This is a genomic window from Hymenobacter psoromatis, from assembly GCF_020012125.1.
In the GTDB taxonomy this organism is placed as follows: Bacteria; Bacteroidota; Bacteroidia; order Cytophagales; family Hymenobacteraceae; genus Hymenobacter; species Hymenobacter psoromatis.
Genome location: NZ_JAIFAG010000001.1, coordinates 2,992,751 through 3,018,406, shown reverse-complemented (window position 1 = coordinate 3,018,406; position 25,656 = coordinate 2,992,751). Strand labels below are relative to the sequence as shown.

General features: G+C 55.1%; 22 protein-coding genes. 18 read left to right on the top strand and 4 right to left on the bottom strand.

Annotation, left to right across the window (positions count from 1 at the left end; all coding sequences use genetic code 11):
• Window positions 1-65: 65 nt before the first annotated feature.
• From LC531_RS13110 to LC531_RS13070, 9 genes are all read left to right on the top strand, one after another.
• The gene (locus tag LC531_RS13110; RefSeq protein ID WP_223650896.1) at window positions 66-1,010 is read left to right on the top strand and encodes a glycosyltransferase family 2 protein; all 945 of its coding nucleotides are present in this window, start codon (window positions 66-68) and stop codon (window positions 1,008-1,010) included.
• Between the two features lie 58 nt (window positions 1,011-1,068).
• Window positions 1,069-2,166: an acyltransferase family protein gene (locus LC531_RS13105; RefSeq protein WP_223650895.1), complete on the top strand. Its 1,098-nt coding sequence runs from the start codon at window positions 1,069-1,071 to the stop codon at window positions 2,164-2,166.
• Between the two features lie 147 nt (window positions 2,167-2,313).
• Window positions 2,314-3,423 carry a glycosyltransferase family 2 protein gene (locus LC531_RS13100; RefSeq protein ID WP_223650894.1) on the top strand — a complete coding sequence of 370 codons (1,110 nt, stop codon included), beginning with the start codon at window positions 2,314-2,316 and terminating at the stop codon, window positions 3,421-3,423.
• 262 nt (window positions 3,424-3,685) lie between these two features.
• Window positions 3,686-4,798, top strand: a complete 1,113-nt coding sequence (gmd, locus tag LC531_RS13095) for a GDP-mannose 4,6-dehydratase (protein ID WP_223650892.1) — start codon at window positions 3,686-3,688, stop codon at window positions 4,796-4,798.
• Between the two features lie 90 nt (window positions 4,799-4,888).
• The gene (locus LC531_RS13090; RefSeq protein WP_223650890.1) at window positions 4,889-5,809 is read left to right on the top strand and encodes a glycosyltransferase family 2 protein; all 921 of its coding nucleotides are present in this window, start codon (window positions 4,889-4,891) and stop codon (window positions 5,807-5,809) included.
• Window positions 5,810-5,829: 20 nt separating this feature from the next.
• On the top strand, window positions 5,830-7,035 hold the full coding sequence (locus LC531_RS13085) for a glycosyltransferase (protein WP_223650888.1): 1,206 nt from the start codon (window positions 5,830-5,832) through the stop codon (window positions 7,033-7,035).
• A 7-nt stretch (window positions 7,036-7,042) separates the two neighbouring features.
• Window positions 7,043-8,122 (top strand): glycosyltransferase family 4 protein, encoded by a 1,080-nt coding sequence (locus LC531_RS13080; protein WP_223650886.1) that lies wholly within the window; start codon window positions 7,043-7,045, stop codon window positions 8,120-8,122.
• A 17-nt stretch (window positions 8,123-8,139) separates the two neighbouring features.
• Window positions 8,140-9,144, top strand: a complete 1,005-nt coding sequence (locus LC531_RS13075) for a polysaccharide deacetylase family protein (protein ID WP_223650884.1) — start codon at window positions 8,140-8,142, stop codon at window positions 9,142-9,144.
• A gap of 5 nt (window positions 9,145-9,149) precedes the next feature.
• Complete coding sequence (locus LC531_RS13070) at window positions 9,150-9,941, top strand: formyl transferase (RefSeq protein ID WP_223650882.1); 792 nt, start codon at window positions 9,150-9,152, stop codon at window positions 9,939-9,941.
• A gap of 3 nt (window positions 9,942-9,944) precedes the next feature.
• Here LC531_RS13070 and LC531_RS13065 read toward each other — a convergent pair whose 3' ends face one another.
• Together LC531_RS13065 and LC531_RS13060 are read right to left on the bottom strand one after the other, a co-directional pair.
• Entirely contained in the window at window positions 9,945-11,300 is a 1,356-nt protein-coding gene (locus LC531_RS13065) for a hypothetical protein (protein ID WP_223650880.1), read from the bottom strand.
• An 11-nt stretch (window positions 11,301-11,311) separates the two neighbouring features.
• A complete protein-coding gene (locus LC531_RS13060; protein ID WP_223650878.1) occupies window positions 11,312-12,592 on the bottom strand; it encodes a tetratricopeptide repeat protein in 1,281 nt (426 codons plus the stop codon).
• Between the two features lie 113 nt (window positions 12,593-12,705).
• Between LC531_RS13060 and LC531_RS13055 the strand changes: the two genes are divergently transcribed.
• Both LC531_RS13055 and LC531_RS13050 read left to right on the top strand, forming a co-directional pair.
• Window positions 12,706-13,641, top strand: a complete 936-nt coding sequence (locus LC531_RS13055; protein ID WP_223650876.1) for a M20/M25/M40 family metallo-hydrolase — start codon at window positions 12,706-12,708, stop codon at window positions 13,639-13,641.
• 80 nt (window positions 13,642-13,721) lie between these two features.
• Window positions 13,722-15,959, top strand: coding sequence for a sodium-translocating pyrophosphatase (locus LC531_RS13050; protein ID WP_223650875.1), 2,238 nt, complete (start codon window positions 13,722-13,724; stop codon window positions 15,957-15,959).
• A gap of 214 nt (window positions 15,960-16,173) precedes the next feature.
• Here LC531_RS13050 and LC531_RS13045 read toward each other — a convergent pair whose 3' ends face one another.
• Entirely contained in the window at window positions 16,174-17,220 is a 1,047-nt protein-coding gene (locus tag LC531_RS13045; protein ID WP_223650873.1) for a glycoside hydrolase family 5 protein, read from the bottom strand.
• 111 nt (window positions 17,221-17,331) lie between these two features.
• Between LC531_RS13045 and LC531_RS13040 the strand changes: the two genes are divergently transcribed.
• The 3 genes from LC531_RS13040 to obgE all read left to right on the top strand — a co-directional run bounded on the left by LC531_RS13040 (window position 17,332) and on the right by obgE (window position 19,823).
• Window positions 17,332-17,961, top strand: coding sequence for a phosphoribosyltransferase (locus LC531_RS13040; RefSeq protein WP_223650871.1), 630 nt, complete (start codon window positions 17,332-17,334; stop codon window positions 17,959-17,961).
• A 67-nt stretch (window positions 17,962-18,028) separates the two neighbouring features.
• The gene (locus LC531_RS13035; protein ID WP_223650869.1) at window positions 18,029-18,652 is read left to right on the top strand and encodes an adenylate kinase; all 624 of its coding nucleotides are present in this window, start codon (window positions 18,029-18,031) and stop codon (window positions 18,650-18,652) included.
• Window positions 18,653-18,827: 175 nt separating this feature from the next.
• Complete coding sequence (gene obgE, locus LC531_RS13030) at window positions 18,828-19,823, top strand: GTPase ObgE (protein ID WP_223650867.1); 996 nt, start codon at window positions 18,828-18,830, stop codon at window positions 19,821-19,823.
• Window position 19,824: 1 nt separating this feature from the next.
• Here the strand turns inward: obgE and LC531_RS13025 are convergent, their stop codons facing one another.
• Window positions 19,825-20,403 carry a hypothetical protein gene (locus LC531_RS13025; protein WP_223650865.1) on the bottom strand — a complete coding sequence of 193 codons (579 nt, stop codon included), beginning with the start codon at window positions 20,401-20,403 and terminating at the stop codon, window positions 19,825-19,827.
• 131 nt (window positions 20,404-20,534) lie between these two features.
• Here LC531_RS13025 and LC531_RS13020 point away from each other — a divergent pair, with 131 nt between their 5' ends.
• The 4 genes from LC531_RS13020 (at window position 20,535) to LC531_RS13005 (ending at window position 25,628) form a co-directional block, all read left to right on the top strand.
• Complete coding sequence (locus LC531_RS13020) at window positions 20,535-21,086, top strand: nucleotide exchange factor GrpE (RefSeq protein WP_223650863.1); 552 nt, start codon at window positions 20,535-20,537, stop codon at window positions 21,084-21,086.
• 141 nt (window positions 21,087-21,227) lie between these two features.
• Window positions 21,228-22,367, top strand: coding sequence for a molecular chaperone DnaJ (gene dnaJ / locus LC531_RS13015; RefSeq protein WP_223650861.1), 1,140 nt, complete (start codon window positions 21,228-21,230; stop codon window positions 22,365-22,367).
• 100 nt (window positions 22,368-22,467) lie between these two features.
• The gene (locus LC531_RS13010) at window positions 22,468-23,070 is read left to right on the top strand and encodes a HupE/UreJ family protein (protein ID WP_223650859.1); all 603 of its coding nucleotides are present in this window, start codon (window positions 22,468-22,470) and stop codon (window positions 23,068-23,070) included.
• 131 nt (window positions 23,071-23,201) lie between these two features.
• On the top strand, window positions 23,202-25,628 hold the full coding sequence (locus LC531_RS13005; protein ID WP_223650856.1) for a M1 family metallopeptidase: 2,427 nt from the start codon (window positions 23,202-23,204) through the stop codon (window positions 25,626-25,628).
• Window positions 25,629-25,656: the final 28 nt, after the last annotated feature.

Below are 25,656 nucleotides of genomic sequence, written 5' to 3'. Positions count from 1 at the left end.
TACGAGCAGCATAGGTGATTAAGCGCATTTAATTAGCGCTGAACCGATACCAGGCCGCCATTCTAATGGATACATTGCCCATACAAATCTCGGTTATTGTCCCAAACTATAATCATTGCCCTTACTTGAAAGAGCGGCTAGATTCTATATTGGAGCAAACATACCAGCACTTCGAACTTATCATCCTTGATGATTGCTCAACAGACGGTAGTGTAACCGTCATCGAGCAATACCGGAATCACCCCCGTGTCAGTCAGATATTGATTAATACTGAAAACAGCGGAACTACTTTCAAGCAATGGGCTAAAGGCATCGAGCTGGCCCAATATGAGTGGATATGGCTGGCCGAAAGTGATGACTGGTGTGAGCCTACACTACTCGAAACCTTAGTGGCTGGCATCACGCCCCAAACGTGCATCTCCTTTTGCATGTCGGTGGCTATTAAAGGTAACGATATTCTATACGTCAACGAAAATAAGTTTTTGTACAAGACATACCAAGGCCTGAGTTTTGTGCGGGAAAAGATGCTTCGCATAACGGCCATATCCAATGCCAGTCAAGCTATTTTCCGCAAGGAAACGTACTATAAGATTGATAAGTGCTTCACCACCTATAAGTTCACGGGCGATTACTTATTCTGGATGTTGGTGGCCCAGCATGGCGAGGTATTCGTAGTGGGCAAGTATCTCAATTACTTTCGCAAGCATGATAAGGATGTAACCAGCCCTTCACTTAAAAATGGCATGGCCTACCGCGAGTACCTACGCACCCTGCACATTTTGCAGAAACACGGTATTATTAGTTATGAAGAACGGGTACGGCTGCTCATTCTGAAATTTAATGAGTTGCTGTGGGATAGCCGCGTCGAGCAATCTTTTGTTTCGGAAATTAGTGCATTATACCACGATGAGTTAGGTAATCAGTTATTAAGCCCCAGTGCATACCAAATAATGGGCAAACGGAGCTATGCGAAAGTGTTATTGCACCGAATGTTTCCTAAAAAATATTAATGTTATTTGCCACTAAGTACAAATGTTTATTAACCTATTTTGTATTTGAGTATTTCAAATGGAACCAGAGCCAAAAGATATACATACTAGATTTTACGAGATAGACTTGCTACGTTTCTTAGCTGCTATTTTAGTAGTGATATATCATTATACATTTATTGTATATAATTTATCTAATCTTAGTCCAGTACGATATGAATATTTTGAACCAATTACTAAGTATTTTTACCTAGGGGTAGAGCTCTTTTTTGTTATTTCAGGTTACGTGGTATTAATGTCGGCTTATAAGAAAACATTGAAGCAATTTCTTATATCACGAATTACCCGTCTGTATCCAGCCTTCTGGGTAGCCTGTACACTTACTTTCATAATTATTCTTTTTTTTGGGCCAACACTACAAAGCTTAGCTTGGTCAGAGAATATGCATGTCACCAAGATGCAATACATTGTGAATATGACAATGCTCCAGCATTTCTTAGGCTATAGTGATATAGACGGGGCCTACTGGACACTTGCTACGGAAATTAATTTTTATTTTTTAATAAGTTTACTTATGTCTTATAAAATATTTAAAGAAATAGATATTTTCATACTTATTTGGATTATATATACAGGTGCTGCACAATTATCAGCTGCTACAGATACTCCTTTTCATTATTTACTCATTCCAGAATACAGCTCTTTTTTTATTGCGGGAATGCTTTTTTACGTCCTTCAAAATAATCTGATGCCACTATGGAAAATTTATGGCTTATTAATTGCGTCATTTATATTATGTGTGCGTAGTGCGTGGATTGAAGCACAAGTTCACACAAGGGTTTTTCATCAGCCTCACTCAGTAACTATTGTTGCTCTAGTTATTGCTTTTATCTTCGTATTTTTTTGGCTGATAGTTAAGCGTAAAATAGATATGAGCCGTTTTCCCTGGCTAAATCGGTTAGGAGCAATTACCTATCCATTATACTTATTGCATAGTAATATTGGATATATTTTATTTCAAAAAATAAATTATTCAGTTAATAAATATTTTTTATTAATAAGCATTATTGGGTTGATGTTAGTCGCTTCGTATTTAGTTCATGTGTTTATTGAGAAACGGTTTAGTTCGCTACTAGGTAAGCAAATGAATAAATTACTACTTTATCTAAGCAGTTGAAACAGTCTTTAAATTAATCTGCAAGCTTTTTACGCGTAGAAATTAAAGTAATTTTCTGCAAAATTCCGTATTATTTACCAGAACATTAATATGAAACTTTATGTGAACCAGCGGTGCGTGAGTAGTTAGCTTGCAAGTTTACCGTAGGTGATTGAAAGTTCAAATGCATGCGACGTTGGATTGATAAACATAAAAAATAATACTGTAAAATTTAATGTAATGATACTTAATAACTATATCTCTCCGCCACTTGTAACGGTGCTTATGGGGGTTTATAATGCGGCTACTTACCTTCACGAATCTATCGACAGTATTCTGCACCAGACGTTTACTGATTTTGAATTTCTGATTTATAACGATGGTTCGACGGATACTACTGCCGAGATAGTAAGAAGTTATACTGACCCGCGCATTATTTTTTTCGACAATCCGGTAAACCGTAGCGTATCGCCGAACATGAACGAAGGTATTGACCGGGCACGGGGGCGATACATTGTGCGTATGGACGGGGACGATATTGCTCACCCTGAGCGAATTGCTAGGCAACTAGCTTATATGGAGGCACACCCGGAGGTAGGCCTATGCGGCAGTGCCGTGCGTTACATCGGCGCGAGCAAAGCCATCAAACTTGTGCCAACGGACAACGGTACAATTCAATACACGATGTGGCTGCAAAATTCGTTTTTTCAGCCAGCAGTTATTATTCGCACGCAGGTATTACTAGATAATAACCTGCGCTACAATGTAGCTTATGAATGTGCGGAAGACTATAAGCTTTGGGCGGATATGTGCAGCGTGACTGAAGTACACAATCTTTCTGAAGTGTTACTGGATTATCGCATTCATCCGCACCAAATTAGCCGTCGTCGTAGTTTGGCGCAACGGCAGGTCAGCGCCCGCATTCAGCGGGAGCAAATGGAACGTCTGAATATTCGGCTGGAGCCAGCGCAAACTTCAGCGTTCGAATTGCTAACAATCGGTGAACCGCACACTTTCACCTCCAACGAATACGAGCAGGTAGCTACCCTACTCGAAGATTTTGGTCGACAGGCACGGCAGTCGGCAATGCCCGTTCACATTGTTTATCAAGTCCTGAGTCAACAATGGGCACGGATATTGGAGGCCACCCAGCAGTATAGGCTCGCGTTAATACCTTTCGTAATGCGCCAACCGTTGCGTAAGCATATTGCTTCTGGGCGCCTCTTAAAGCTGCTAACCAAATGTTTGATAAGCTGGCAAGTGAAGCAGCCAGTCTAGATAAAAGATAATACCTTCAACAGAAGAGCTACTACAATTTGAGTTCAGAATTTAGCAGTTAGCTTACTTAATAAGCTAACTTGTTACGCAAGTAAACTGCGAAAAGTCTTATTCCTAATTTGGGGATGTTCTACGCTAAAGTCATGGCGTAGATTAAGTATCCTTGACAGTTCACTTAAATGGTAGGCTAATTATCGCATAAAATAGATTTAAATTATACTAACTTTTTCTTTAAGACATCACTCATTCAACCATACTTTTCATGAAAGTTGCACTCATCACGGGTATTACGGGTCAAGATGGCGCGTACTTAGCTGAATTGCTACTCAAAAAGGGCTACGAGGTACATGGTCTTAAGCGCCGCTCATCGCTATTCAACACCGACCGTATTGACCACCTGTATCAGGACCCCCACGAGAGCAACGTGCGCTTCACGCTGCATTACGGTGACTTGAATGACTCGACGAACCTAATTCGCATTGTGCAGGAGATTCAGCCCGACGAGATTTACAATCTCGGGGCTATGTCACACGTGAAGGTGTCATTCGATACACCCGAGTACACAGCCAATGCTGATGGCATCGGTACGCTACGCCTGCTCGAAGCCATTCGCATATTGGGACTTACGGATAAGACGCGCATTTACCAGGCGTCTACTTCGGAGCTTTATGGACTAGTGCAGGCCGTGCCACAGAGCGAGACTACGCCTTTCTACCCTCGCTCACCCTATGCGGTGGCCAAAATGTACGCCTACTGGATTACGGTAAATTACCGCGAGGCTTACGGCATGTTTGCCTGCAACGGTATCCTCTTCAACCACGAGAGCCCGCTGCGTGGTGAAACTTTTGTAACGCGCAAAATTACCCGTGGAGTAGCCCGCATTTCGCTGGGCTTACAGAGCAAGATTTTCTTGGGCAACATCGACTCAAAGCGTGACTGGGGCCATGCCCAGGACTACGTAGATGCCATGTGGCGCATCTTGCAACAAGACGAACCGGAGGATTTTGTTATTGCAACCGGCGTGACCACGACCGTGCGCGACTTCGTGAAAATGGCTTTTGCTGAAGTTGGCATTGAGGTGGCCTTCACGGGCGACGGTGTAGACGAAAAAGGCCACGTAGTGAGCGTCAATAATCCCGCCGCTAAAGTGCAGCCCGGCGACGTAGTGCTCGAAATAGACCCCCGCTACTTCCGTCCCACCGAAGTAGAGTTGCTGATTGGCGACCCTACCAAAGCTAAGACCAAACTTGGCTGGGTACCCAAGCACGACCTAGCATCTTTGGTGAAGGATATGATGACTGCTGATGTAGAGCTATTTCGCCGCGATGCTTACCTGCTCAAAGGCGGGCACAAGGTGTATAACTACCACGAATAGGCTAAGTTCCTGCCTAACATGGAAGGACTGACCAATCGGTCAGTCCTTTTTTATGCCCGTATTTTTACGTTTTATTTTTGTGTCTGTCAGATGCGGTCAGTAAAGCCTTTTTTCAGTGTTATTATTCCCACTTATAACCGGGCCGACCTTATTGGTAAGACGCTGGAATCTGTACGCCAGCAGGAGTTCGCAACCTTCGAGGTGCTGGTGGTAGATGATGGCAGCCGTGACCACACGGCCGAAATAGTGCAGCCTTTTCTGGCCGACCTCCGCTTTCACTATCTGCTTAAACAAAACGCCGAGCGCGGCGCGGCCCGCAACTACGGCCTTGACCACGCTCAGGGTGAATACGCCGTTTTTTTGGACTCCGACGACCTGTTTCACCCCGAGCACTTAGCTACGCTGCACGCAGCTATCGAAGCCAGTCCCACTTGGCCGAACTTTATTGCTACTAAATACGACTTTGACCGCGCGGGGAGGCGACGGCCCAGCGACCTTGCTTTCCTACCGACCGGGCCATTGGGTTTTGATACCTTTTTGCAGGGTAATGCGCTGGCTTGCAACGTGTGCGTGCGGCGTGAAAACCCCGACCTACGCCGTTTTGAGGAGGACCGACGCTACGCAGCCATCGAGGATTGGATGTTTATGCTCGAAAATACCCAGCATGGTGACGCGGTGCAACTCGTGGATGCCCTGACACTGACAATGAACGACCACGACCAGCGCTCGATGCGCGCAGATAATCAGGGCTTCATTCGGCGGCTGGAACTGGCGGTAGGCTGGATGCAGCAGCACCTGACCCTCACGGCTGCCCAGCGCCAGGTGCTGCTGGGGCGGCTCCACTACCTTTGTGCCATTCACGCCCATATTGATGGTTATCAGGCCCAGGCCTTACGCTTTGCTTGGCGGGCCATGCCGGGGCTGCCGGGCCAGGCCGGGGCGGCACTACTACTGCGTTGCGCCACACCACCCGGCGTAGTGCAGTGGGCTAAGCGCCTGCTGGGCCGCTAGCCCCTGCCTAACTGCTACCCATGCGTATTCTATTTTTGAGCTACTGGGGCTTCGAGGACCCCCTCACTACGGCCACCGTGCTGCCCCACTTGCATGTGTTGCAAGCACGCCCCGATGTGGCCGCCATCCGGTTGGTGACGGTGGAGCGCGGCCAAGCGGCCTTATGTCCGCCCCTGCTAACGCTACCTTTCGCCAATAATAAAATAAGTTTTGAGCCGCTGCTATCGCCGCCTGGACAAAGGGTATTGGTGACAAAAACTAATGATTTCCGGCGCTTCCCGCGTGAGCTGGCCGAACAGGCGCGGCAGTTTGGTGCCGATATTATTTTGGCGCGGGGTGCACCAGCGGGGGCACTTGCTTACCTGGTTCAGCGGCGCACAGGATTGCCCTTTTATGTGGAGTCGTTCGAGCCGCACGCCGAATATATGCGAAAAGCAGGCGTGTGGCGGTGGTATGACCCACGCTATATTTTTCAGCAATATTGGGAAAATCAACAGAAGAAGCGGGCAGCTGGTTTAATGCCAGTGGCCGAGAGCTACCGTCGCCAATTATTGCGCGAGGGCGTGCCGGCTGAGCGCGTCGTCACGGTGCCGTGCTCGGTTAGTCTCACCGATTTTGCCTATGACCCCATAGCCCGCACCAAGGTGCGGCAGCAGTTAGCCTGGACAGCCGACACGGTAGGTGGGGTCTACGTCGGGAAGTTTGGGGGTATCTACTACGATGAGGAAGCCTACGGGCTGTTTAAAGAGGTAGCCGAATTTTTTGGGCCGAATTTTCGGCTATTGCTGCTCACGCCCCAAGCCCCGGCTGAGGTGCGTGCCCGGCTAGCCGCTGTCGACCTAGACTCTGTCCGCGTCACCATTACCAAAGTGCCCTTTGCCGAAGTACCGGCCTATCTATCGGCGGCCGATTTTGCCTTTGGCCTACATCGGCCTACGCCTTATGTGTCGCCTATTAAAATAGGTGAGTACTGGGCCAGCGGCTTACCCGTGCTGCTGACCGAAGGCGTAGGTGACGACTCGGGCATTATAACGGCCGAGGGTGGTGGGGCCGTGTTTAACCTCGCCCGGCCAGACAGTGTGAGCGCGGCGCTAGCTAGTATCCAGGAGCAGTTAACTAACCCCCTACACCGGGTTATTATCCAACGGCTAGCCGTGCGATACCGCTCAGTGGAGCGCGCCCGTGAGGCCTATACTGCTTTGTTGCCTGCTAGTTCCAGGCTCTAACCTGATTATGAGCAGCATTCTCTTTCTCGCTCCCTACCCCCCTGGGCAAGCTCCATCGCAGCGGTTTCGGTTTGAGCAGTACCTGCCGGCGCTAGCGGCGGAGGGGCACACGTATCGCCAAGAGTCCTTCTTATCACCGGCTACCTGGGCCATTCTCTACAAGCCGGGGCACACTGGGGAAAAGGTAGTAGGTATTCTACTGGGATTTATGCGGCGGTTGGGTCTGCTATTTGCCGTGCCGGGCTACGACGTAGTGTTTATTCACCGCGAGGCAGCGCCCATTGGGCCGCCCATACTGGAATGGATTATTGCCAAGGTGCTGCGCAAACGCATTATCTACGATTTTGATGATGCTATCTGGTTAAAGGACCCCGCGGGGGAGGCAGGATTTATTGGCCGGCTGAAATGGCAGCAAAAGGTAAGCAGTCTCTGCCGCTGGGCCTGGAAGAACAGTTGTGGTAATGCTTACCTGCGGGACTTCGCCCGGCAATTCAACCCGTCTGCTAGTATAAACCCCACTACCCTCGATACCAACCGGCTGCACAACCAGGTACGTTACCAGCTACAGCCTGGCCCCCTCGTTATCGGCTGGACCGGTACGCATACCACCCTGCGGCACCTCGACCTAATATGGCCCGTGCTGCGCCGGCTCGAAGCGGAAGGGCATGACTTTGAGTTTTGCGTGATTGCCAACCAGCCGCCCGATGACCCAGGGCTACGGGGCTTTCGTTTCCGGCCTTGGCGCAGAGATACGGAAATTGCCGACCTGCTAACTTTTCACGTGGGGCTGATGCCACTTGTGGACGACCCTTGGGCGCGCGGCAAGTGCGCATTTAAGGCGCTCCAGTACATGGCGTTGGGTATCCCGGCACTGGTGTCGCCGGTTGGCATGAACACGGAGGTAGTAGCTGATGGCCGGAACGGTTTCGTATGCGCAACGCCCGACCAGTGGTATACTGCCCTGCAACGGCTGCTGGCGCAACCAGGTTTGCGGGCTGAATTGGGCGCGGCCGCCCGCCGTACCATCGTGGAGCGTTACTCAGTAGAAGCCAATACTCCCAACTTTCTCGCCTTATTCGGTGGCTAGCCAACGTTGCATTCTTAATGTCAAACCCTAGTTCTAACCCGCCCGGCTCGTTCGTAATCTCTCTGGATTTTGAATTGTTTTGGGGAGTGCGCGACCTGCAAACCAAAGCTGGCTACGGCGCCAATATTCTAGGAGCCCGGCGAGCCATTCCGGCCATGCTGGCGCTATTCGAGAAATTCAACCTACATGCAACCTGGGCTACGGTGGGACTACTTTTCTTTGGTAATCGAACTGACCTGCTAGTAGGCCTGCCCAGCCAGCAGCCCGCTTATGCGGATGCTAATCTATCTAACTACGTAGCCCTGCCCGAACTTGGCCCCGATGAGGCCGCCGACCCGTATTACTACGGCCATAGTCTGCTTGAGCAAATCAGGCGAGTACCGGGGCAGGAAGTTGCTACCCATACCTTTTCGCACTACTACTGCTTGGAGCCAGGTCAGAACGCCGACGATTTTCGGGCCGACCTGGCGGCGGCCGTGGCCGTGGCCCAGCGGCAGGGGTACCACCTTCAGAGCCTAGTGTTTCCGCGCAACCAGTACAATACCTCCTATCTAGCTATTTGCCGCGAGTTAGGCATCACGTGCTATCGGGGCAATGAAGCTGCCTGGATGTATCAGAAGCAGAGCGAAGCGGCCCAAACGCGCTGGCAGCGCGGTGCCCGGCTGCTAGATGCCTATTTAAACGTTTCGGGCTCTAATACTTACTCACTCACCCAACTTGCTCAGCAGCAGCCATTCAATATTCCCGCTAGTCGTTTTTTGCGGCCTTGGTCTGGGCGGCTTCAGTTGTTGGAAGGCTTGCGCCTGCGCCGAATTCTGAATGGCATGGAACACGCGGCCCGCCATAAGGAAGTATTTCATTTGTGGTGGCATCCGCACAATTTTGGGGCGAACCTGACTCAAAATATGCTTGTATTGCAACGTATTGCCGAACATTTTTGGTACTTACAGGCCCGCTACGGCATGGTGAGTCAAAGTATGAGTGAAGTAGCAGCCTATCTCCAATTACTAGCTAGCGCCTAAACTATATGAGTACTGACCCTGAGTTTGCCGGTAAGAAAATTGTGCTGTTAGCTGGTAATGGCGAATCAACCGATATACTATTTCATGCCCTAGATGCCGAATTTGGCGTGCATCGCATTATTGTTGAAGCGCCGGTAAGTCAGCAGCAGCTCCTGAGGCGGCGGGCCCAGAAGCTTGGGTGGAGCACCGTGCTAGGCCAGATAGCCTTTAAGTTAATGATAGCTATTCCACTTGGGCGGGCCGCTCAGCCGCGGCTACGGGCGCTCAAGAACGCGCATTGTCTTAGCGACCAGCCCTTGCCCGCCGACCGCACCATTCAAGTAGCCTCGGTGAATTCCTCGGAATGTATAGCAGCGCTGCAAGCGCTGAATCCGGATGTAGTGGTGGTAAATGGTACCCGTATCATTGCCAAGCGGGTGCTTACCAGTGTATCCTGCCCTTTTATTAATACGCACGCGGGTATTACGCCTCTCTACCGCGGGGTGCACGGTGGCTACTGGGCGCTGGCTAACCATGATGCCGCTCACTGTGGGGTATCCGTGCACTTGGTAGATGCGGGCATTGATACGGGCGGTATTATTGCACAAGCCCTTATTCAGCCGAGCGAGGAAGACACATTCGCTACCTACCCCTTGCTCCAACTCATTGCCGGCCTACCCCTGCTGAAGAGAGCCATACGAGCCGCCCTGACTAATAAAGTGCAGCTACAACCCGCCCCGGAAGGTACTTCACGCCTGTGGTCGCACCCAACCCTACGCGAGTATCTGACTAATCGCCGCCGCAACGGTATTAAATAACCGCTACCGCCACGCTGGGCGTAGTGCCTTGACCGCAGCCTGCTTTCGTTGCGGCTGGCTCATACTCTCGGTAATGAGCAAGCCGCACATGTAGAAGGGAATAAGTGGAATCTTATAGCGTACCAGCGTGCCAAAATTCGACGTTGACGTACCTACTGCCACGGCAAAAACGAGGACAAATACGAAGCAAAGCGTGAGAATAGGAGTGGAAGCAATTAAGCGAAGCGTGCGAAAGAAACCGTTTCGGTAAAAGATACGCAGTGTAAAAAACAAAAAATAAGCGGCCTCGAGCGCGGAAAGAAGCATAACTGGGTTGCGAGCTTCCCAAATGAACGGGCGAAATAAAGTCACCACTATTGCCTGGGGGCCAAGCTTGATGATGCTGCCGATACTACCGTCCAACTCGCCGAGTTTGTAGCCGGACCCTTCCTGCTTTTGACTGACCTCATAGAGGTAATCAGCTGTAATCTTGCTGCGTGCCCCAATTTTATCAACATCAAAGCGCGCATCGCCAGCCGTGAGGTGAGTAGCGGCAAAGAAACCCAAGACTCCGCCAATACCTAACAGGAGTGGGCGAGCAGCTATGCGCAGCGTCGGGTTGCGGATGCGGGCGCTATTCTCATTGAATACCCACAATAGTGCGGGGGGTAGGAACGCCAGGAGGATATAAATTTTAGTGGCCACCAGCGGAACCGCAGCTAAGCCTCCAATGAGAAGGGCACGTAGTATATTCCGCTTCTCTATAGCTCCCCTATAAAAAGCATAAAAGACCCAGCCTAGGGCACCTAGGCAGAGAGAGTCTTTCATTAAACCCGAACCCCAGAAGAAGACGGAGGGAATGAAAAAAACGGCGATACCTAACTGCTTGTATATGGCGGGGCGAATTTTTGCAAATGTCATGTACATTGCCCAAATGCCACTGAAGCTAAGCAGCGCAAAAATCAAAGCTGTTACGGTGTAAGTATCAAAATCTAGTAAAGCACAAACACCCGCGACCCGTACAATAAAATACTCATTGGAATCGTGGCCAAACCAAAACATCTGACTCGTATATTTCGAAATAGCCGGGTCCGGGTAGCCATTAGTAGTAAGCAATTTCCAGCCTATAGGGAAAGAATCGCCGAAAGCTTGATAAACCAAGCTGGCATGGTTATAATAATTAATGGTATCACCACCGCTGTAATAAAACGTGTAAATGAGTCCTACTGAAATAGCACCAATAAATTTTAATGTAAGAGCCGGAATAAAATAGGGCCGAGTATATACATTAGTGACTCGTGGACGGACCGCATAGGCCAGTCCATAAAACAGCGCCAGATACAGCGGCGTTAGAAATAAATCATTTAATCCGAGGGCCATTTGCTAACCTGTTATTCTCTATGCTTTTTTAGCCACGCCTTGGCTTCCTTGTACTGGTCCGACTTGTGGTCGGCTTTGTCGGCTACTACCTCGTAGTAGCGGCGGGCGGCTACCAGGTCGCGGTCGTGGTCGGCCATGCGGGCCAGGTTGGCGTTGGCGAAAAGGTAAAAGCCGCCGTCGGTTTCGCCGTTGCTTTCGGCGAAGACGATGCAGCGCTGGTAGTAATCCTTGGCTTTCTCCAAGTCGCGGTACTTATACTGCATGAGGTAGCCCATGAAGTAGGCGGCGTAACGGCCGCTGCTGGCTTCATAACCGGGCATTCCCGCGTTGATTTTATCGAGAATATCGTGGCTTACACGCTCGCACTCCGTAAAATCGGCTTGGTCAAAACAGAGCAGGGCGTAGAAGCGGGCAAAGTAGCCATTGTCGGGGTACTTGAGGGCTAGGCCGCGGGCTACGGGCATGGCGGCGGCCGTCTGGTGCTCATCGTTGTGCAGCAGCTTCATCAGGAATACCTTGGCCTCGACTCCGGTGTAGAACGCATTGTTGGCTACCGTGCGCAATTGGCTTAAGCCCAATTGCTTATTACCCTTTGGAAAAAATAGTAGGACTGGCTTGAGCAGCGGGTAGTTTTCGGGAATCCAGACGGCGTAATAATTAAACAGTGCTTCGCCGAATAAAAACTCGGGGCTCAGGCCGTTGGCCTCGCTGCTTTTCTGGAGGTAGGTGAGCGAGCGCTTGCTGCTGAAGGTAGCCTTACGCCAGTTGTGGCGCTCGGCGTTGAGGCGGGCATCGAAACCGTTGGCGGCCGAAAGGAAAAAATAGGCTTCGTAGTTGTGCGGGTCCTCCTTTATCATGCGCTCGGCGTAGGTGTTGGCCGTATCCATGTAAGCGAAGAAAAGTCGGTCGTACTGCTTACTGTCGAAGTTGGTGGGCATTATTTTCCACCAGGTGCTCAGGCCCAGCAGGAAGTAGGGCATGGGGTGGTGGGGGTAGCGGCGGCGCAACGAGCGAAATTGCTTTTCTGCCTTTTCGTACTTGAAATTGTAGAGGTTCTGCACTGCGCCGTCCAGCTCCAATTGAATGTCCTTATCCAATAAAAGCCAGCCTTTGGTGTCGGCGGCGGTGGGCAGCACGTTCACCGTATCGACCTCAATGGTGCGCATGGCGGGTACCTCGCCCACGCGCAGGCGGGTAGTATCGGGCGTTTGCTGGGCCCAGCCGGGGAGGCCAAGTCCTAAAACCCCCACCATTACCAACAGCAACCGGAAAAACCAAACGGGAGTGGACATGCAGGCAAAAAAGCACTTGGGCAACCAGCCGGAACTGCTTGCGAATAGACAATAGACTTACGAAAGTACGGCGGCGGTCTTAGCTTTATCCAAACTCCCCCTACCCCCCGCCGATGCAGCTGCTCCGCACGCTTTGCCAAATTCCGGCCCCGTCGGGCGAAGAAGCCGCCCTGACGCGCTTTTTGCTCGACTACGTGCATGCCCACGGCCCTGGCTGGCGGCAGCCGCCGCTGGTGGTGCACGACGAAGCCCGGTTTCAAGACTGTCTGCTGCTGGTGTTCGGGCAGCCGCGCACGGCCGTGTTTGCGCACCTCGATAGCATCGGCTTCACGGTGCGCTACGGGCGCGGGCTGGTGCCCATCGGCGGGCCCGAGTGCGCGGCGGGCTACCAGCTGGTGGGGCGCGATTCGCAAGACGAGATTGCTTGTACGCTGACGGTGGAGGAAGTGGCTCACGATGAAGACGAAACCGAGGGGCTTGGCTATGAGTTCAGCCGAGTTATTGACCCCGGCACAAGCCTGACCTTTGCCTGCGACTTTCGCGAAACTGACACCACTGTGCAAAGCTGCTACCTCGACAATCGCCTGGGCGTGTGGGCCGCCCTGCGCCTGGCCGAAACCCTGGAACACGGCATTATCGCGTTTTCGTGCGGCGAGGAGCACGGCGGCGGCTCGGTGCCCTACCTGGCCCGGTTTATCTATGATACCTACGGCGTGCGGCAGGCCCTCATCTGCGACATTACCTGGGTCACGGAGGGGGTAAGGCCCGGTGCCGGCTGCGTGATTTCGCTGCGCGACTCGCTCATTCCGCGCCGCGGCTACGTCGAGCGCATCCGGGCCATTGCGCGGGCAGCGGGCATCGCGCACCAGGTGGAAGTGGAGGGGGTAGGGAGTTCCGATGCTCAGGACTTGCAGCGCAGCGATATTGCCTGGGACTGGTGCTTCGTGGGCGCGCCCGAAGACCACGTACACACGCCCAATGAAATAGTGGCTAAGGCCGACATTACCAGCATGGTAGCGCTTTATCAGGCTTTACTGCGCGAATTATAGGCCCAGTCGCCTACATTTGCCCATCTAGGCTCATTGTCACAAGCTTAGATTTCCTTTCCCACCCCAAACTGCTGCTGCTTATGCCTACCATTCTCTACGCGGTGCCCGCGCTGGGTATTTTTGCCTTGCTTTATACCTGGCTGCGCTCGGGCTGGGTGGCCCGGCAAGATGCCGGCGATGCCCGAATGCAAACCATTGCCGGCTACATCGCCGACGGGGCCATTGCCTTTCTCAAGGCCGAATACCGGGTGCTGGCGCTGTTTGCGCTCATTGCCTCGCTGTTTCTGGGCTACCTGGGTTTTACGGGCGAGAAATCCAGCCCGGTCATCATTATTGCCTTTCTGATTGGGGCGATATTTTCGGCCACAGCGGGCTACATCGGGATGAAAATTGCCACCAAGGCTAACGTCCGCACGGCGCAGGCGGCCCGCACCTCCCTCACGCAGGCCCTGAACGTGTCGTTCTCGGGCGGCTCCGTGATGGGCATGGGGGTAGCGGGGCTGGCCGTGCTGGGGCTGGGCACGCTGTTTATTATCTTTTATAAACTGTTCGTGCCAAGCGGCTTAGCTACGGGCGCAGAAATGGAAAAGGCACTCGAAGTGCTCACCGGCTTCTCGCTGGGAGCCGAGAGCATCGCGCTGTTTGCCAGAGTAGGGGGCGGCATTTATACCAAAGCCGCCGACGTGGGGGCCGACCTCGTGGGCAAGGTGGAAGCCGGCATCCCGGAGGATGACCCGCGCAACCCCGCCACCATCGCTGACAACGTGGGCGATAACGTGGGCGACGTGGCCGGCATGGGGGCCGACCTCTTCGGCTCCTACGTGGCCACCATCCTGGCCACGATGGTGCTGGGCCGCGAAGTGCGCCTGGGCAACATGGACCAATTTGGCGGCCTCTCGCCCATTCTGCTGCCGATGGCCATTGCCGGGCTGGGCATCGTGGCCTCGTTGGTGGGCATCCTGTCGGTGCGGGTGAAAGAGGGGGGTAGCGTGCAGGGCGCGCTCAACTTGGGCAATAACGTGTCCATCATCGTATCGGGTATTTTCTCTTTCTTCTTGATTAAGTGGCTGTTGCCGGCCGGTGACATCACCATCCGCGGCTATACCTTCGATGCCAACCACGTTTTTTACGCCGTACTGGTGGGCCTGGGGGTAGGCTTTTTGATGAGCACCATTACCGAATACTACACTGCGATGGGCAAGCCCCCGGTGAATAGCATCGTGCAGCAGAGCAGTACCGGCCACGCCACCACCGTTATCGGTGGGCTGGCGGTGGGCATGGAAAGTACCGTGCTGCCTATCCTGGTGCTGGCGGCCGGCATTGTGCTGAGCTACCGCTTCGCCGGCCTCTACGGCGTGGCCATTGCGGCGGCCGGCATGATGGCCACCACCGCCATGCAGCTTGCCATTGATGCCTTCGGCCCCATTGCCGACAACGCGGGCGGCATCGCCGAAATGAGCGAGCTACCTAAGGAAGTGCGCGAGCGCACCGACATTTTAGATGCCGTGGGCAACACCACGGCCGCCACCGGCAAGGGCTTCGCCATTGCTTCGGCGGCCCTCACTTCGCTGGCGCTATTCGCGGCCTTCATGGGCACGGCTAATATTACCACCATCGATATTTCCAACGCCAACGTGCTGGCCGGCTTGTTCGTGGGGGCCATGATTCCGTTCATCTTCTCGGCCCTAGCCATCAAGGCCGTAGGACAGGCAGCGATGGCAATGGTGCAGGAAGTGCGGCGACAGTTTCGCGAGATTCCGGGTATTATGGAAGGCACCGGGCGGCCCGAGTACGAGAAGTGCGTAGCCATCAGTACTGAGGCGGCCATCCGCAAGATGGTGGCACCAGGGGCCATCGCGTTGCTCACGCCCATTATTATCGGCTTCGCCTTTGGCCCCGAAGTGCTGGGCGGCACGCTGGCGGGCGTCACGGTCAGCGGCGTGCTCATGGCCATGTTTCAGAGCAACGCCGGCGGGGCCTGGGATAATGCCAAAAAGTCATTTGAAAAAGGTGTGCTAGTCGATGGCGTGATGCAATTCAAAGGCTCCGAGGCTCACAAAGCCAGCGTCACCGGTGACACCGTGGGCGACCCCTTTAAGGACACCAGCGGCCCGAGCATGAACATTCTTATCAAGCTCATGAGCATCGTTTCGCTCGTTATCGCCCCGCACATTGCCCGCGTAGGTAGCGAGCGCGTCGCCGCGCCGGCCCCAACCCACGACCGGGTAGAGCTGCGCCAGCCGCACGTGCGCTTCGCCCAAAACCCTACCCCCGCTGTGGAGGCCGTGCTACTCACGGCCCTGCGGCAGTTACGCTAAGGTGATTTTCAATTAAATAGGGCGTGAGGATACTCAGCCAGCAGGGCCATTTATAGCTCAGAAGGAAGTCATGCAGACCGAAGGGAAGCATCTCGTCCGAGTCGTTGGAATAGTAACCAACGATTCAGGCGAGATGCTTCCCTTCGGTCTGCATGACTTCCTTCTGGGCGAATTATCCTCACGTCCCAGCCATCCGGCGGGGGGTAGGGGCCGGCTATTTCGCCGCGTTGTACTGGCGCAGGTACGTCCGCGTTTTCAAGCCCGATTCCTTCAGGTCCGCGTCCTGCCACGGGCCGGTCGAGCTGGCCGATTTCTGGAGCATCGAGCATGTTTCGTCCTTATCCGAAACCGACCACACAATCCAGCTTAGGCCCTTGGCCTCCATCCAGTCAATATATGCTTGCCAAGCTTCGTTGTTAAGGGGGCCGTCGCCGGAGGCTTCCATACCCGCCGACTCCGACACGAATACCGGCAGGCCGCTGGCCAGCGCTGCATCGGTGCGGTCGCGCAGCCACTTGCCGTGCGTGGCGGCGTAGAAGTGCATGGTATACATCAGGTTAGCGTAGCCCTTGATGGGGTCGGCGGCGGGCAGGTTGATGTCTTGGTCCCAGTGCGGGCAGCCCACTAGGATAATATTGGACGGGTCATTGGCCCGAATCACCTTGATGATTTCCTCCGAATAAGCCTTCGCCTCGGGCCAGCTTTCCTGGTCGGGCTCGTTGAAAACCTCGTAGATAATGTTCGGGTACTTCGCGTATTTTTTCGACATCTCGGCGAAGAAGCCCTTGGCTTCCGCTAAGTTGATGTTGTGGCTGTGCCAGTCGATAATCACGTAGATATCGGCCTTGATGGCCCCCGCCACCACGGCCTCCACCTTAGCCTTCGAGAAGGCGGGGTCCTGCTTATAGTTGCGCTCGCCCACCTCGATGCCCATCGCCGCCCGCACCACGTTGCAGCTAAAATCCTTTTGCAGCCACCCCACGGCCGCCTCGTTGTAGAAGCGCGGCCACAGGCTGTGCCAACCGAAGCTCACACCCCGCAGCATCACCTTAGCCCCGTGCTGGTCCACGAGCTGGGTGCCGGCCACCCGCAGCCGGCCGTGGCGGCGTACGAATCCGTCGGCCGTCGCCTGCCCGGCGGGGCGCGCAATGGGTGGAAAGGCTGTCGGCCGGGCCACAGGCCTAGCCGGGGGTAGGGCGGCCGCCGATAGCAGCAGGGCCGCGGCAAGCAAGGGCGTGAGAAAGCGGGCGGGAGTAGGCATGGCTGGCGGGGGGTAGGGTAGGCTGCAAAGTAAGGAGCCCGGCTAGCCGGGCGGCCACGAATGCCGCGTATTGCCCAAAAAAAGCCAGGATTAGCTAATTTTTAAGCCGATGTGGACCTGGTGAGGGCCGAGGCCGAAGCAGTGCTGGTGCTCGCCGTACCTTTGCAGCCCGAAACGGCTACCCCGGCCGTTCCCCACCGCATGGGTCAAGCCCTTATTACGCTCCACAACAAGGCTTTCCGGCCTTATCTCGCCGCCGCCGACATCGCCACGGCCATCGACCGGGTGGCCGCCCGCCTCAACGCTGACTACGCTGGCCGCCGGCCGCTGTTCGTGGTGGTGCTCACGGGCGGCTTCATGTTTGCCACTGACCTGCTCAAACGCTACCGGGGCGACTGCGAAATCGTGTTTATCCGCGTGGCTTCCTACGAGGGTACCGATAGCACCGGGCAGGTGCAGGAAATTATGGGCCTGCGCGAAGATGTGCAGGGCCGCGACCTCATCTTGGTCGAAGACATCGTAGATACCGGTACTACCGTGCACTACTTACTGCCCACGCTGCGCGCCAACCAGCCAGCTTCTATTGAAATCGCGGCCATGTTCTTTAAGCCCGCCAGCCTACGCTACCCCTTGGATTTGAAGTACATGGCTATGGAGATTCCCAACGACTTCGTGGTGGGCTATGGCCTCGACTACGACGGCCTGGGTCGCAACCTGCCCGACGTGTACGTAGCCGCGTAAGGTGGCTTTTTCGTAGGTTACGCTATCTTTCCCGCCCCGGCCTTCGCGCCCTACCCCTCTTTTTTCTATGCTCAACATCGTCCTCTTCGGCCCGCCCGGCGCGGGCAAAGGCACTCAAAGCCAGAAGCTCATCGCCAAGTATAAGCTCGTGCACCTGAGTACCGGCGACCTGTTGCGTGCCCAGATTGCCGAAGGCACCGCCCTGGGCCTGCAAGCCAAAAAACTGATGGATGAAGGTTTTTTGGTGCCCGATGAGGTAGTTATCGGCATGATTGATAGTGCGTTGGAGAAAAATAAACAAGCTACCGGTTTCATCTTCGATGGCTTTCCGCGCACCGTGGCCCAGGCCGAAAGCCTCGACCGCCTGCTGGCTAAGCATAGCACCGGCGTGGCTTGCATGGTGGCCCTCGAAGTGGGCGAGCAGGAGTTGGTGAAGCGCCTGCTGGAGCGCGGCAAAACCAGCGGCCGACCCGATGACCAGGACGAAGCCAAAATCCGCCGCCGCGTGCAGGTATACAATACCGAAACCGCACAAGTAGCTGGCTTCTACGATGTTCAGCAGAAGTTTCACTCCCTCAACGGCATCGGCGAAATCGAAACGATTTTCGGGCAAATTTCCGATATTATTGACCAGCATCCGGTGGCTAAAGCTGAAACGCCCGCCGCCGCTACTAAAGAAGTGCGCGCCTAGTGGCGCGGCCGGCCGACGCTTAAAAGAACGGTCATGCTGAGCTTGTCGAAGCATCTCTACCGCGTAAGTGACTTCTGCCATTGAGGTTAGTTACGCGGTAGAGATGCTTCGACAAGCTCAGCATGACCGTTTTGTGTTATTCACTCAATCGCTTAATCATCAATTCCTTACCCCCGTGGCTAATAATAACTTCATCGATTACGTTAAAATCACCTGCCGCTCGGGTAAGGGTGGGGCGGGCTCGCACCACTTTTTCCGGGCTAAGGGCCTGCCCAACGGCGGCCCCGACGGCGGCGATGGGGGTAGGGGCGGCCACATTATCCTGGAAGGCAGCGCCCAGCTCTGGACCCTGCTGCACCTGCAATACCGCAAGCACCTTTTCGCTCAGGACGGCCAGGGCGGGGCCGAAAACCTGCGCACCGGCGCGCAGGGCGAAGATATTGTGATTCAGGTGCCGCTGGGTACCGTGGCCCGCGATGCCGAAACCGGCGAAATCAAGCTCGAAATAACCCAGGAGGGCGAGCGCCGCATCCTCACGCCGGGCGGGCGCGGTGGCCTCGGCAACGACCACTTCAAAACCTCCACCAACCAGGCCCCGCAGTACGCCCAGCCCGGCGAGCCGGCCGTGGAGGAGCAGGTAATATTAGAGCTGAAACTGCTCGCCGACGTGGGCCTCGTGGGCTTCCCCAATGCCGGCAAGAGCACGCTGCTTTCGGTAGTGTCGGCGGCCAAGCCCAAGATTGCTGATTACGCCTTCACCACCCTCGTGCCCAACCTGGGGGTAGTGGCCTACCGCGAATACCAATCGTTCGTGATGGCCGACATTCCGGGCATCATCGAGGGCGCGGCCGAGGGTAGGGGCCTGGGCACCCGCTTCCTGCGCCACATCGAGCGCAACTCCATGCTGCTCTTTATGATAGCCTGCGACAGCCCCGACCTCGCCGCCGAATACCGCGTGCTGCTCAACGAGTTGGAACAGCACAACCCCGAGCTGCTGGACAAAAAGCGCCTGCTCGCCATCACCAAAGCCGACCTGCTGGACGAGGAGCTGGAAGCCGAGCTACTCGCCTCCCTACCCCCCGACTTGCCGCCGACCGTCTTCATCTCCAGCCTCACTAATAAGAACATCCAACGGCTGAAGGATATGATTTGGGGGGCGTTGCACGAGTAAGCTACGAGCTTTGCGGCTTGCGCAGTGTATAGACAAAACCGAAATTTTTCATTAGCTCTTGTATATCCGGCGCGCTCTCAAGAAAATCTTCGGATGCATAAGACCATCCCGGCGAACCAACCAACAAAATCAAGGATTTTGTATTGATTGCTCGCTTACAAGCGTGCTGAAGCAAAAAGCCGAAATGCCTTTCATCAGGTGTTGCATTGGGCGCGTCAAAGTCTGTTGCTGGTGTAAAAATAGCGAGAGTTTCGCCACCATCAGTATCGAAATGTAGGGGATTACCAAGTGCGTTAATGGCAGCCGGGAAAGGAGACCATTCAAGGGCTAGTGTTACAGGTGCAATCGGTATAAAAACGGCGGGTATCAAGTCAGGGTCGCCGATTAGACTCTCCTCATCCTCGGCTTGGTCTTCGATATCATATTGAAATGACATGATAGCACAAGCTTCTTTGGCTTGTCGCGCAATCGGATTCTGCAAATCACGCAGCAGTAATAACCAGTAAGTAAAGGTATTATTCCATGTCTCATTGCCTGCATCTTTATTTAAGGTGGCAAAGTCAAGATTTTGATTTAGCATAATTTGCCTGATTAAATTAGAATCTTGTGTCAACTTGTCACCCTTCCCACCTTTGGCAAACTCCTTGTCCCTGACGGGCTGCCCGTATGGGAAATTCTTTCGCCCGCAAATTCCGCCATTTTTTCCAGAAAATGACTGACGATAATCCTATGAATCCCGAAGACCAGCCGCTGACTGACCCTACTGCCGAGCATGCCGCCGAGCAGCCTCTTGCCGCCGAAGACGGGGCCAATGAAGCTGGCAGCCGCACCGAAATGGAGCTGGCTGACTTGAAAGACAAGTACTTGCGCCTGGCCGCCGAGTTTGAGAACTACAAGCGCCGCACCGCCAAGGAGCGGAGCGACCTCTTCAAAACCGCCAATCAGGAACTGATGGTGGCTTTGCTACCCGTGCTGGACGATTTCGACCGCGCCCGACTGCACACCCACGATACCCAGGACCCCGCCGCGCTGCAAAATGCGCTCGATATTACTTATACCAAGCTCAACAAAACCTTGCAGCAGAAGGGATTAACGGCGATGAACGCCAAGGGTGGCGACTTTGATGCTGAGTTGCACGAGGCCATCACGCAAATACCCGCGCCCAGCGACGATTTGCGCGGCAAGATTGTTGAGGAGATTGAAAAAGGCTACTACCTGGGCGATAAAGTTATCCGCCACGCGAAAGTGGTGTTAGGTCAATAGAAAAGAACAATCATACAGAACGGTCAGGCTGAGCCTGCCGAAGCATCTCTGCCGCACAACTAACTTAAATCGTTAGGATTACTCGCACGGTAGATGATGCTTTGGCAGGCTCCGCATGACGGTCAAATGTAGCAAGCAACAATGGCAACCGGAAAGCGCGATTATTACGAAGTATTAGGTATAGCAAAAAACGCGGAGGGCGACGTTATTAAGTCGGCTTACCGCAAGATGGCTATCAAGTATCACCCCGATAAAAACCCCGACGACCCTACGGCCGAGGACAAGTTTAAGGAGGCGGCCGAAGCGTATGAGGTGCTCAGCGATGGCGACAAGCGGGCGCGCTACGACCGGTTTGGTCACCAAGCGGGCGGCGGAGGCGGCCACGCGCAGAACATGGAGGATATCTTCTCGCAGTTCGGCGATATTTTCGGCGGCGGTGGCGGCTTCGAGGGCTTTTTTGGCGGCGGGCGCGGGCAGGGTCGGCGCGTGAAAAAAGGCTCCAACCTGCGCATCAAGCTTAAGCTTGATTTGGAGGAAATCGCCAACGGCGTGGAGAAAAAAATCAAGGTGAAGCGCTACGTGGCCTGCCAGCCGTGTAGCGGCACCGGGGCCAAAAACGGCACTGAGCTGAAAACCTGCGCCACCTGCCAGGGCAGCGGCCAAACCAAGCGGGTAGTGAATACCATGCTGGGCCAGATGGTGAGCGCCAGCACCTGCCCCACCTGCCACGGCGAGGGCAAAACCATCAGTACGACTTGCGACGTGTGCAAGGGCGAGGGGCGGCAGCTGCATGAGGAAGTGATTCCGATTAATATTCCGGCCGGCGTAGCCAACGATATGCAGCTGAGCATGAGCGGAAAAGGGAATTTTCCGGAGCGCGGTGGCGTGCCCGGCGACCTGCTCATTCAGATTGAGGAGGAGCCGCACGAATTTCTGAAGCGCGACGGCAACAACATCATGTTTGAGCAGTATATCTCGTTCGTTGATGCGGCGCTGGGCGCGAGCCTGGAGGTGCCCACCATCGAGGGCAAAGTCAAAATCAAGGTAGAGCCCGGCACGCAGCCCGGTAAAATTCTGCGCCTGCGCGGCAAAGGCATCAAGGACCTGAACGGCTACGGCCGCGGTGACCAACTCATTCACCTCAATGTGTGGACGCCCAAAAACGTGAGCAGCCAGGAGCGCGAAATGCTGGAAAAGCTGCGTGATTCGGATAATTTCACGCCGCATCCCGGCAAGAACGAGAAGGGCTTTTTTGAGAAAGTGAAGGAGTATTTCGCTTAGGAGGAAGGAAATTGTTTCCCCGGAGTAGCTACTCAAAGCGCCTGTCGTTCGCGGCGGGCGCTTTGGTGCTTTACGGAGATTTTAGCCAACTTTGCGGGCGATGTCCGTCTTCACCACCTACCTTGAGTTAGGCTTCCGGCATATTTGCAGCTGGCAGGCCACCGACCATCTGACCTTCCTGCTGGCTTTGTGCGCGCCCTACGTGCTGGCCGACTGGCGGCGGGTGCTGGCGCTGGTCACGAGCTTCACGGTGGGCCATTCCCTCACGCTGGCGCTGGCCACGCTGGGCCTGGTGCAGGTAAACGCGCCGGTGGTGGAGGCCCTCATTCCGGTCACGATTATGCTTACGGCACTGCTGGATATGTGGCGGGCAGGCCCGGCGCTGGCGCGGCGGCCCGCCCGCCCGGCGTCTATTATCTGGGCGGCTCCCAATGCGCTGGCGGTGGCCTTTGGGCTGATTCACGGGCTAGGATTTTCGACCTACCTGCGCGAGCTGCTGGGCACGCAAAGCCGGCCGGTAGTCGAACTGCTGTCGTTTAACTTGGGCGTAGAGCTGGGGCAGCTGCTGGTCGTCAGCGCTATTCTGCTGCTGGGCTTTATTGTGCTGCGTGGCTTTCGGGTGGCCCGCCGCGACTGGGTACTCGTGACCAGTGGCGCGGCGCTGGGCGTTGCCGCGCTGCTGTTACTGCAGCTCAGAAAATAGGGGAGGGTAGGGAAGCCAAAATGGTGAAATAGCAGGAATACCAGCCCTCACACGGCCGCCAGCACCCATTGCCGCAACCCTGGCCTTATCTTCGCCGACTTTAACAACGGACTCTTTTTGCCTCTTAACCTATGCGCATTTCGCTACTAGCCGCCGGGCTGGGGCTGCTGCTGGCCCCGCTGCTGGGCCGGGCCCAGACCACCAACTCGGGTACCGATAAGTTCGCGCAGCTCGAAACGCTGCTGCCGACCCCCAACGAGTACCGCACCGCCAGCGGCGCGCCCGGCCCGCGGTACTGGCAGCAGCGCGCCGACTACAACATCAAGGTGAGCCTCGATGACCAGAAGCAGGCCATCACCGGCTCGGAGACGATTACCTACGCCAACCTCTCGCCCGACGTGCTGACCTACCTCTGGGTGCAGCTCGACCAGAACATTCTGGCCAAGAACTCGATGACGACGGCCACCAACGTGGCGCAGGTTACCACCGGTCGCTTCTCGTTTCAGGAGCTGGACAACCAGCTGGCCACGGCCGAGTTTGATGGTGGCTACAAAATAACGGCCGTGACCACGGCCGGCGGGCAGCCGCTCCAGCACGTCATCAACCACACCATGATGCGCATCGACCTGCCTACCCCCCTGCGGCCGGGGCAGTCGGTGGCCTTCGGCATCAAGTGGAGCTACAACATCAACGACCAGCTCAAGATAAATGAGCGCAGCGGCTACGAGTACTTTCCGACTGATAAGAACTACCTCTACGAAATCGCGCAGTTTTACCCCCGCATGGCGGTGTATTCGGACGCGACGGGCTGGCAGAACAAGCAGTTTTTGGGCAATGGCGAGTTTACGCTGCCCTTCGGTAATTATAAGGTGAGCATTACCGCGCCCGCCGACCACATCGTGGGGGCCACCGGCACGCTCCAAAACCCCGACCAGGTGCTGACCAGCGCCCAGCGCCAGCGCCTGGTGCAGGCCCGCGGGGCCAAAAAGCCGGTGCTCATCGTGAGCCAGGACGAGGCCACGCGCAACGAAAGCAGCCGCGCCACCGGCACCAAAACCTGGACCTTCGCCGCCCAAAACGTGCGCGACTTTGCCTGGTGCTCCTCGCGCAAATTCATCTGGGATGCGATGGGCATTACCGAAAGCGGCAAGTCGGTGCTTTGCATGAGCTACTACCCCAAGGAGGGCAACCCGCTGTGGGGCCAATACTCGACGGAGGTGGTGGCCCACACCATCAAGACGTATTCTAAGTTCACCATTCCCTACGCCTACCCGGTGGCCATCTCGGTGCACGGGCCGGTGGGCGGCATGGAGTACCCGATGATTTGCTTCAACGGCGGCCGGCCCGAGAAAGACGGCACTTACTCGGCCGACCGGAAATATGGGATGATTTCGGTGATTATCCACGAAGTGGGCCATAACTTCTTCCCGATGATTGTGAACTCGGACGAGCGCCAGTGGACCTGGATGGACGAGGGCCTGAATACCTTTTGCCAGTACCTGACCGAGCAGGAATGGGAGCGCGGCTACCCCAGCCGGCGCGGCGAGCCCCAGAACATCGTGGCCTACATGCGCACCGATAAGAGCCTGCAAACGCCGATTATGACCAACTCGGAGTCGGTGTTGCAGTTTGGTAATAATGCCTACGGTAAGCCCGCTACGGCCCTCAACATCCTGCGCGAGACGGTGATGGGCCGCGAGCTGTTCGACTACGCCTTCAAGACCTACGCCACGCGCTGGGCCTACAAGCACCCGCAGCCAGCCGACTTTTTCCGCACGATGGAGGACGCCTCGGCCGTGGACCTGGACTGGTTCTGGCGCGGCTGGTTTTACGGCACCGACCGCTGCGATATCTCGCTGGAAGGCGTGAAGTATTACCGCGCCAACACCAAGAATCCCGGCCTCGAAAACGCCCGTCTTCAGCAGGAGCGCCAGGCGCAGGTGCCTACCCTCTCGGCCCAGCGCAACGCCACCGACATCAAGCAAACCGCTGTGGACGAGAAGCCCGAGTTGAAGGATTTCTACAACGGCTACGACCCACTAGCCGTGACGGAGGCCGACAAGCAGCGCTACTTCCAGTACCTGAAAACGCTCAGCCCCCAGCAGCAGCAGCGCCTCAACGGCAACCTGAACCTCTACGAGCTGAGCCTGCGCAACGTGGGTGGCCTGGTAATGCCGGTAGTCATTCAGATGACCTACGACGACGGCACGCAGGATTTGGTGAATATTCCGGCCGAAATCTGGCGCAAGAATAATGAGGAGGTGACCAAGATTATCGTGTCGCCCAAAAACGTGGTGTCGTTCGTGATTGACCCTTACCAGCAAACCGCCGACACCGATTTGAGTAACAACGCCTACCCCCGCCAGCCGGTGGCCTCGCGCTTCGAGATGTTCCAGGCCGGGCAAGCGGGTAACAACGCCCAGCAGCCGCTCAACCCCATGCAGCAGGCAGCCGTGGCTACCCCCGGCACCGTGGATAAGCCCGCCCCACCCTCGCCTATGCAGCGCAAGGAAGACAAGCCCAACCCCGATGGCCGCCCGGCCAGGGGCACTCGCTAAAGGGAATTTAATTCAGTTAAAAAAAGCA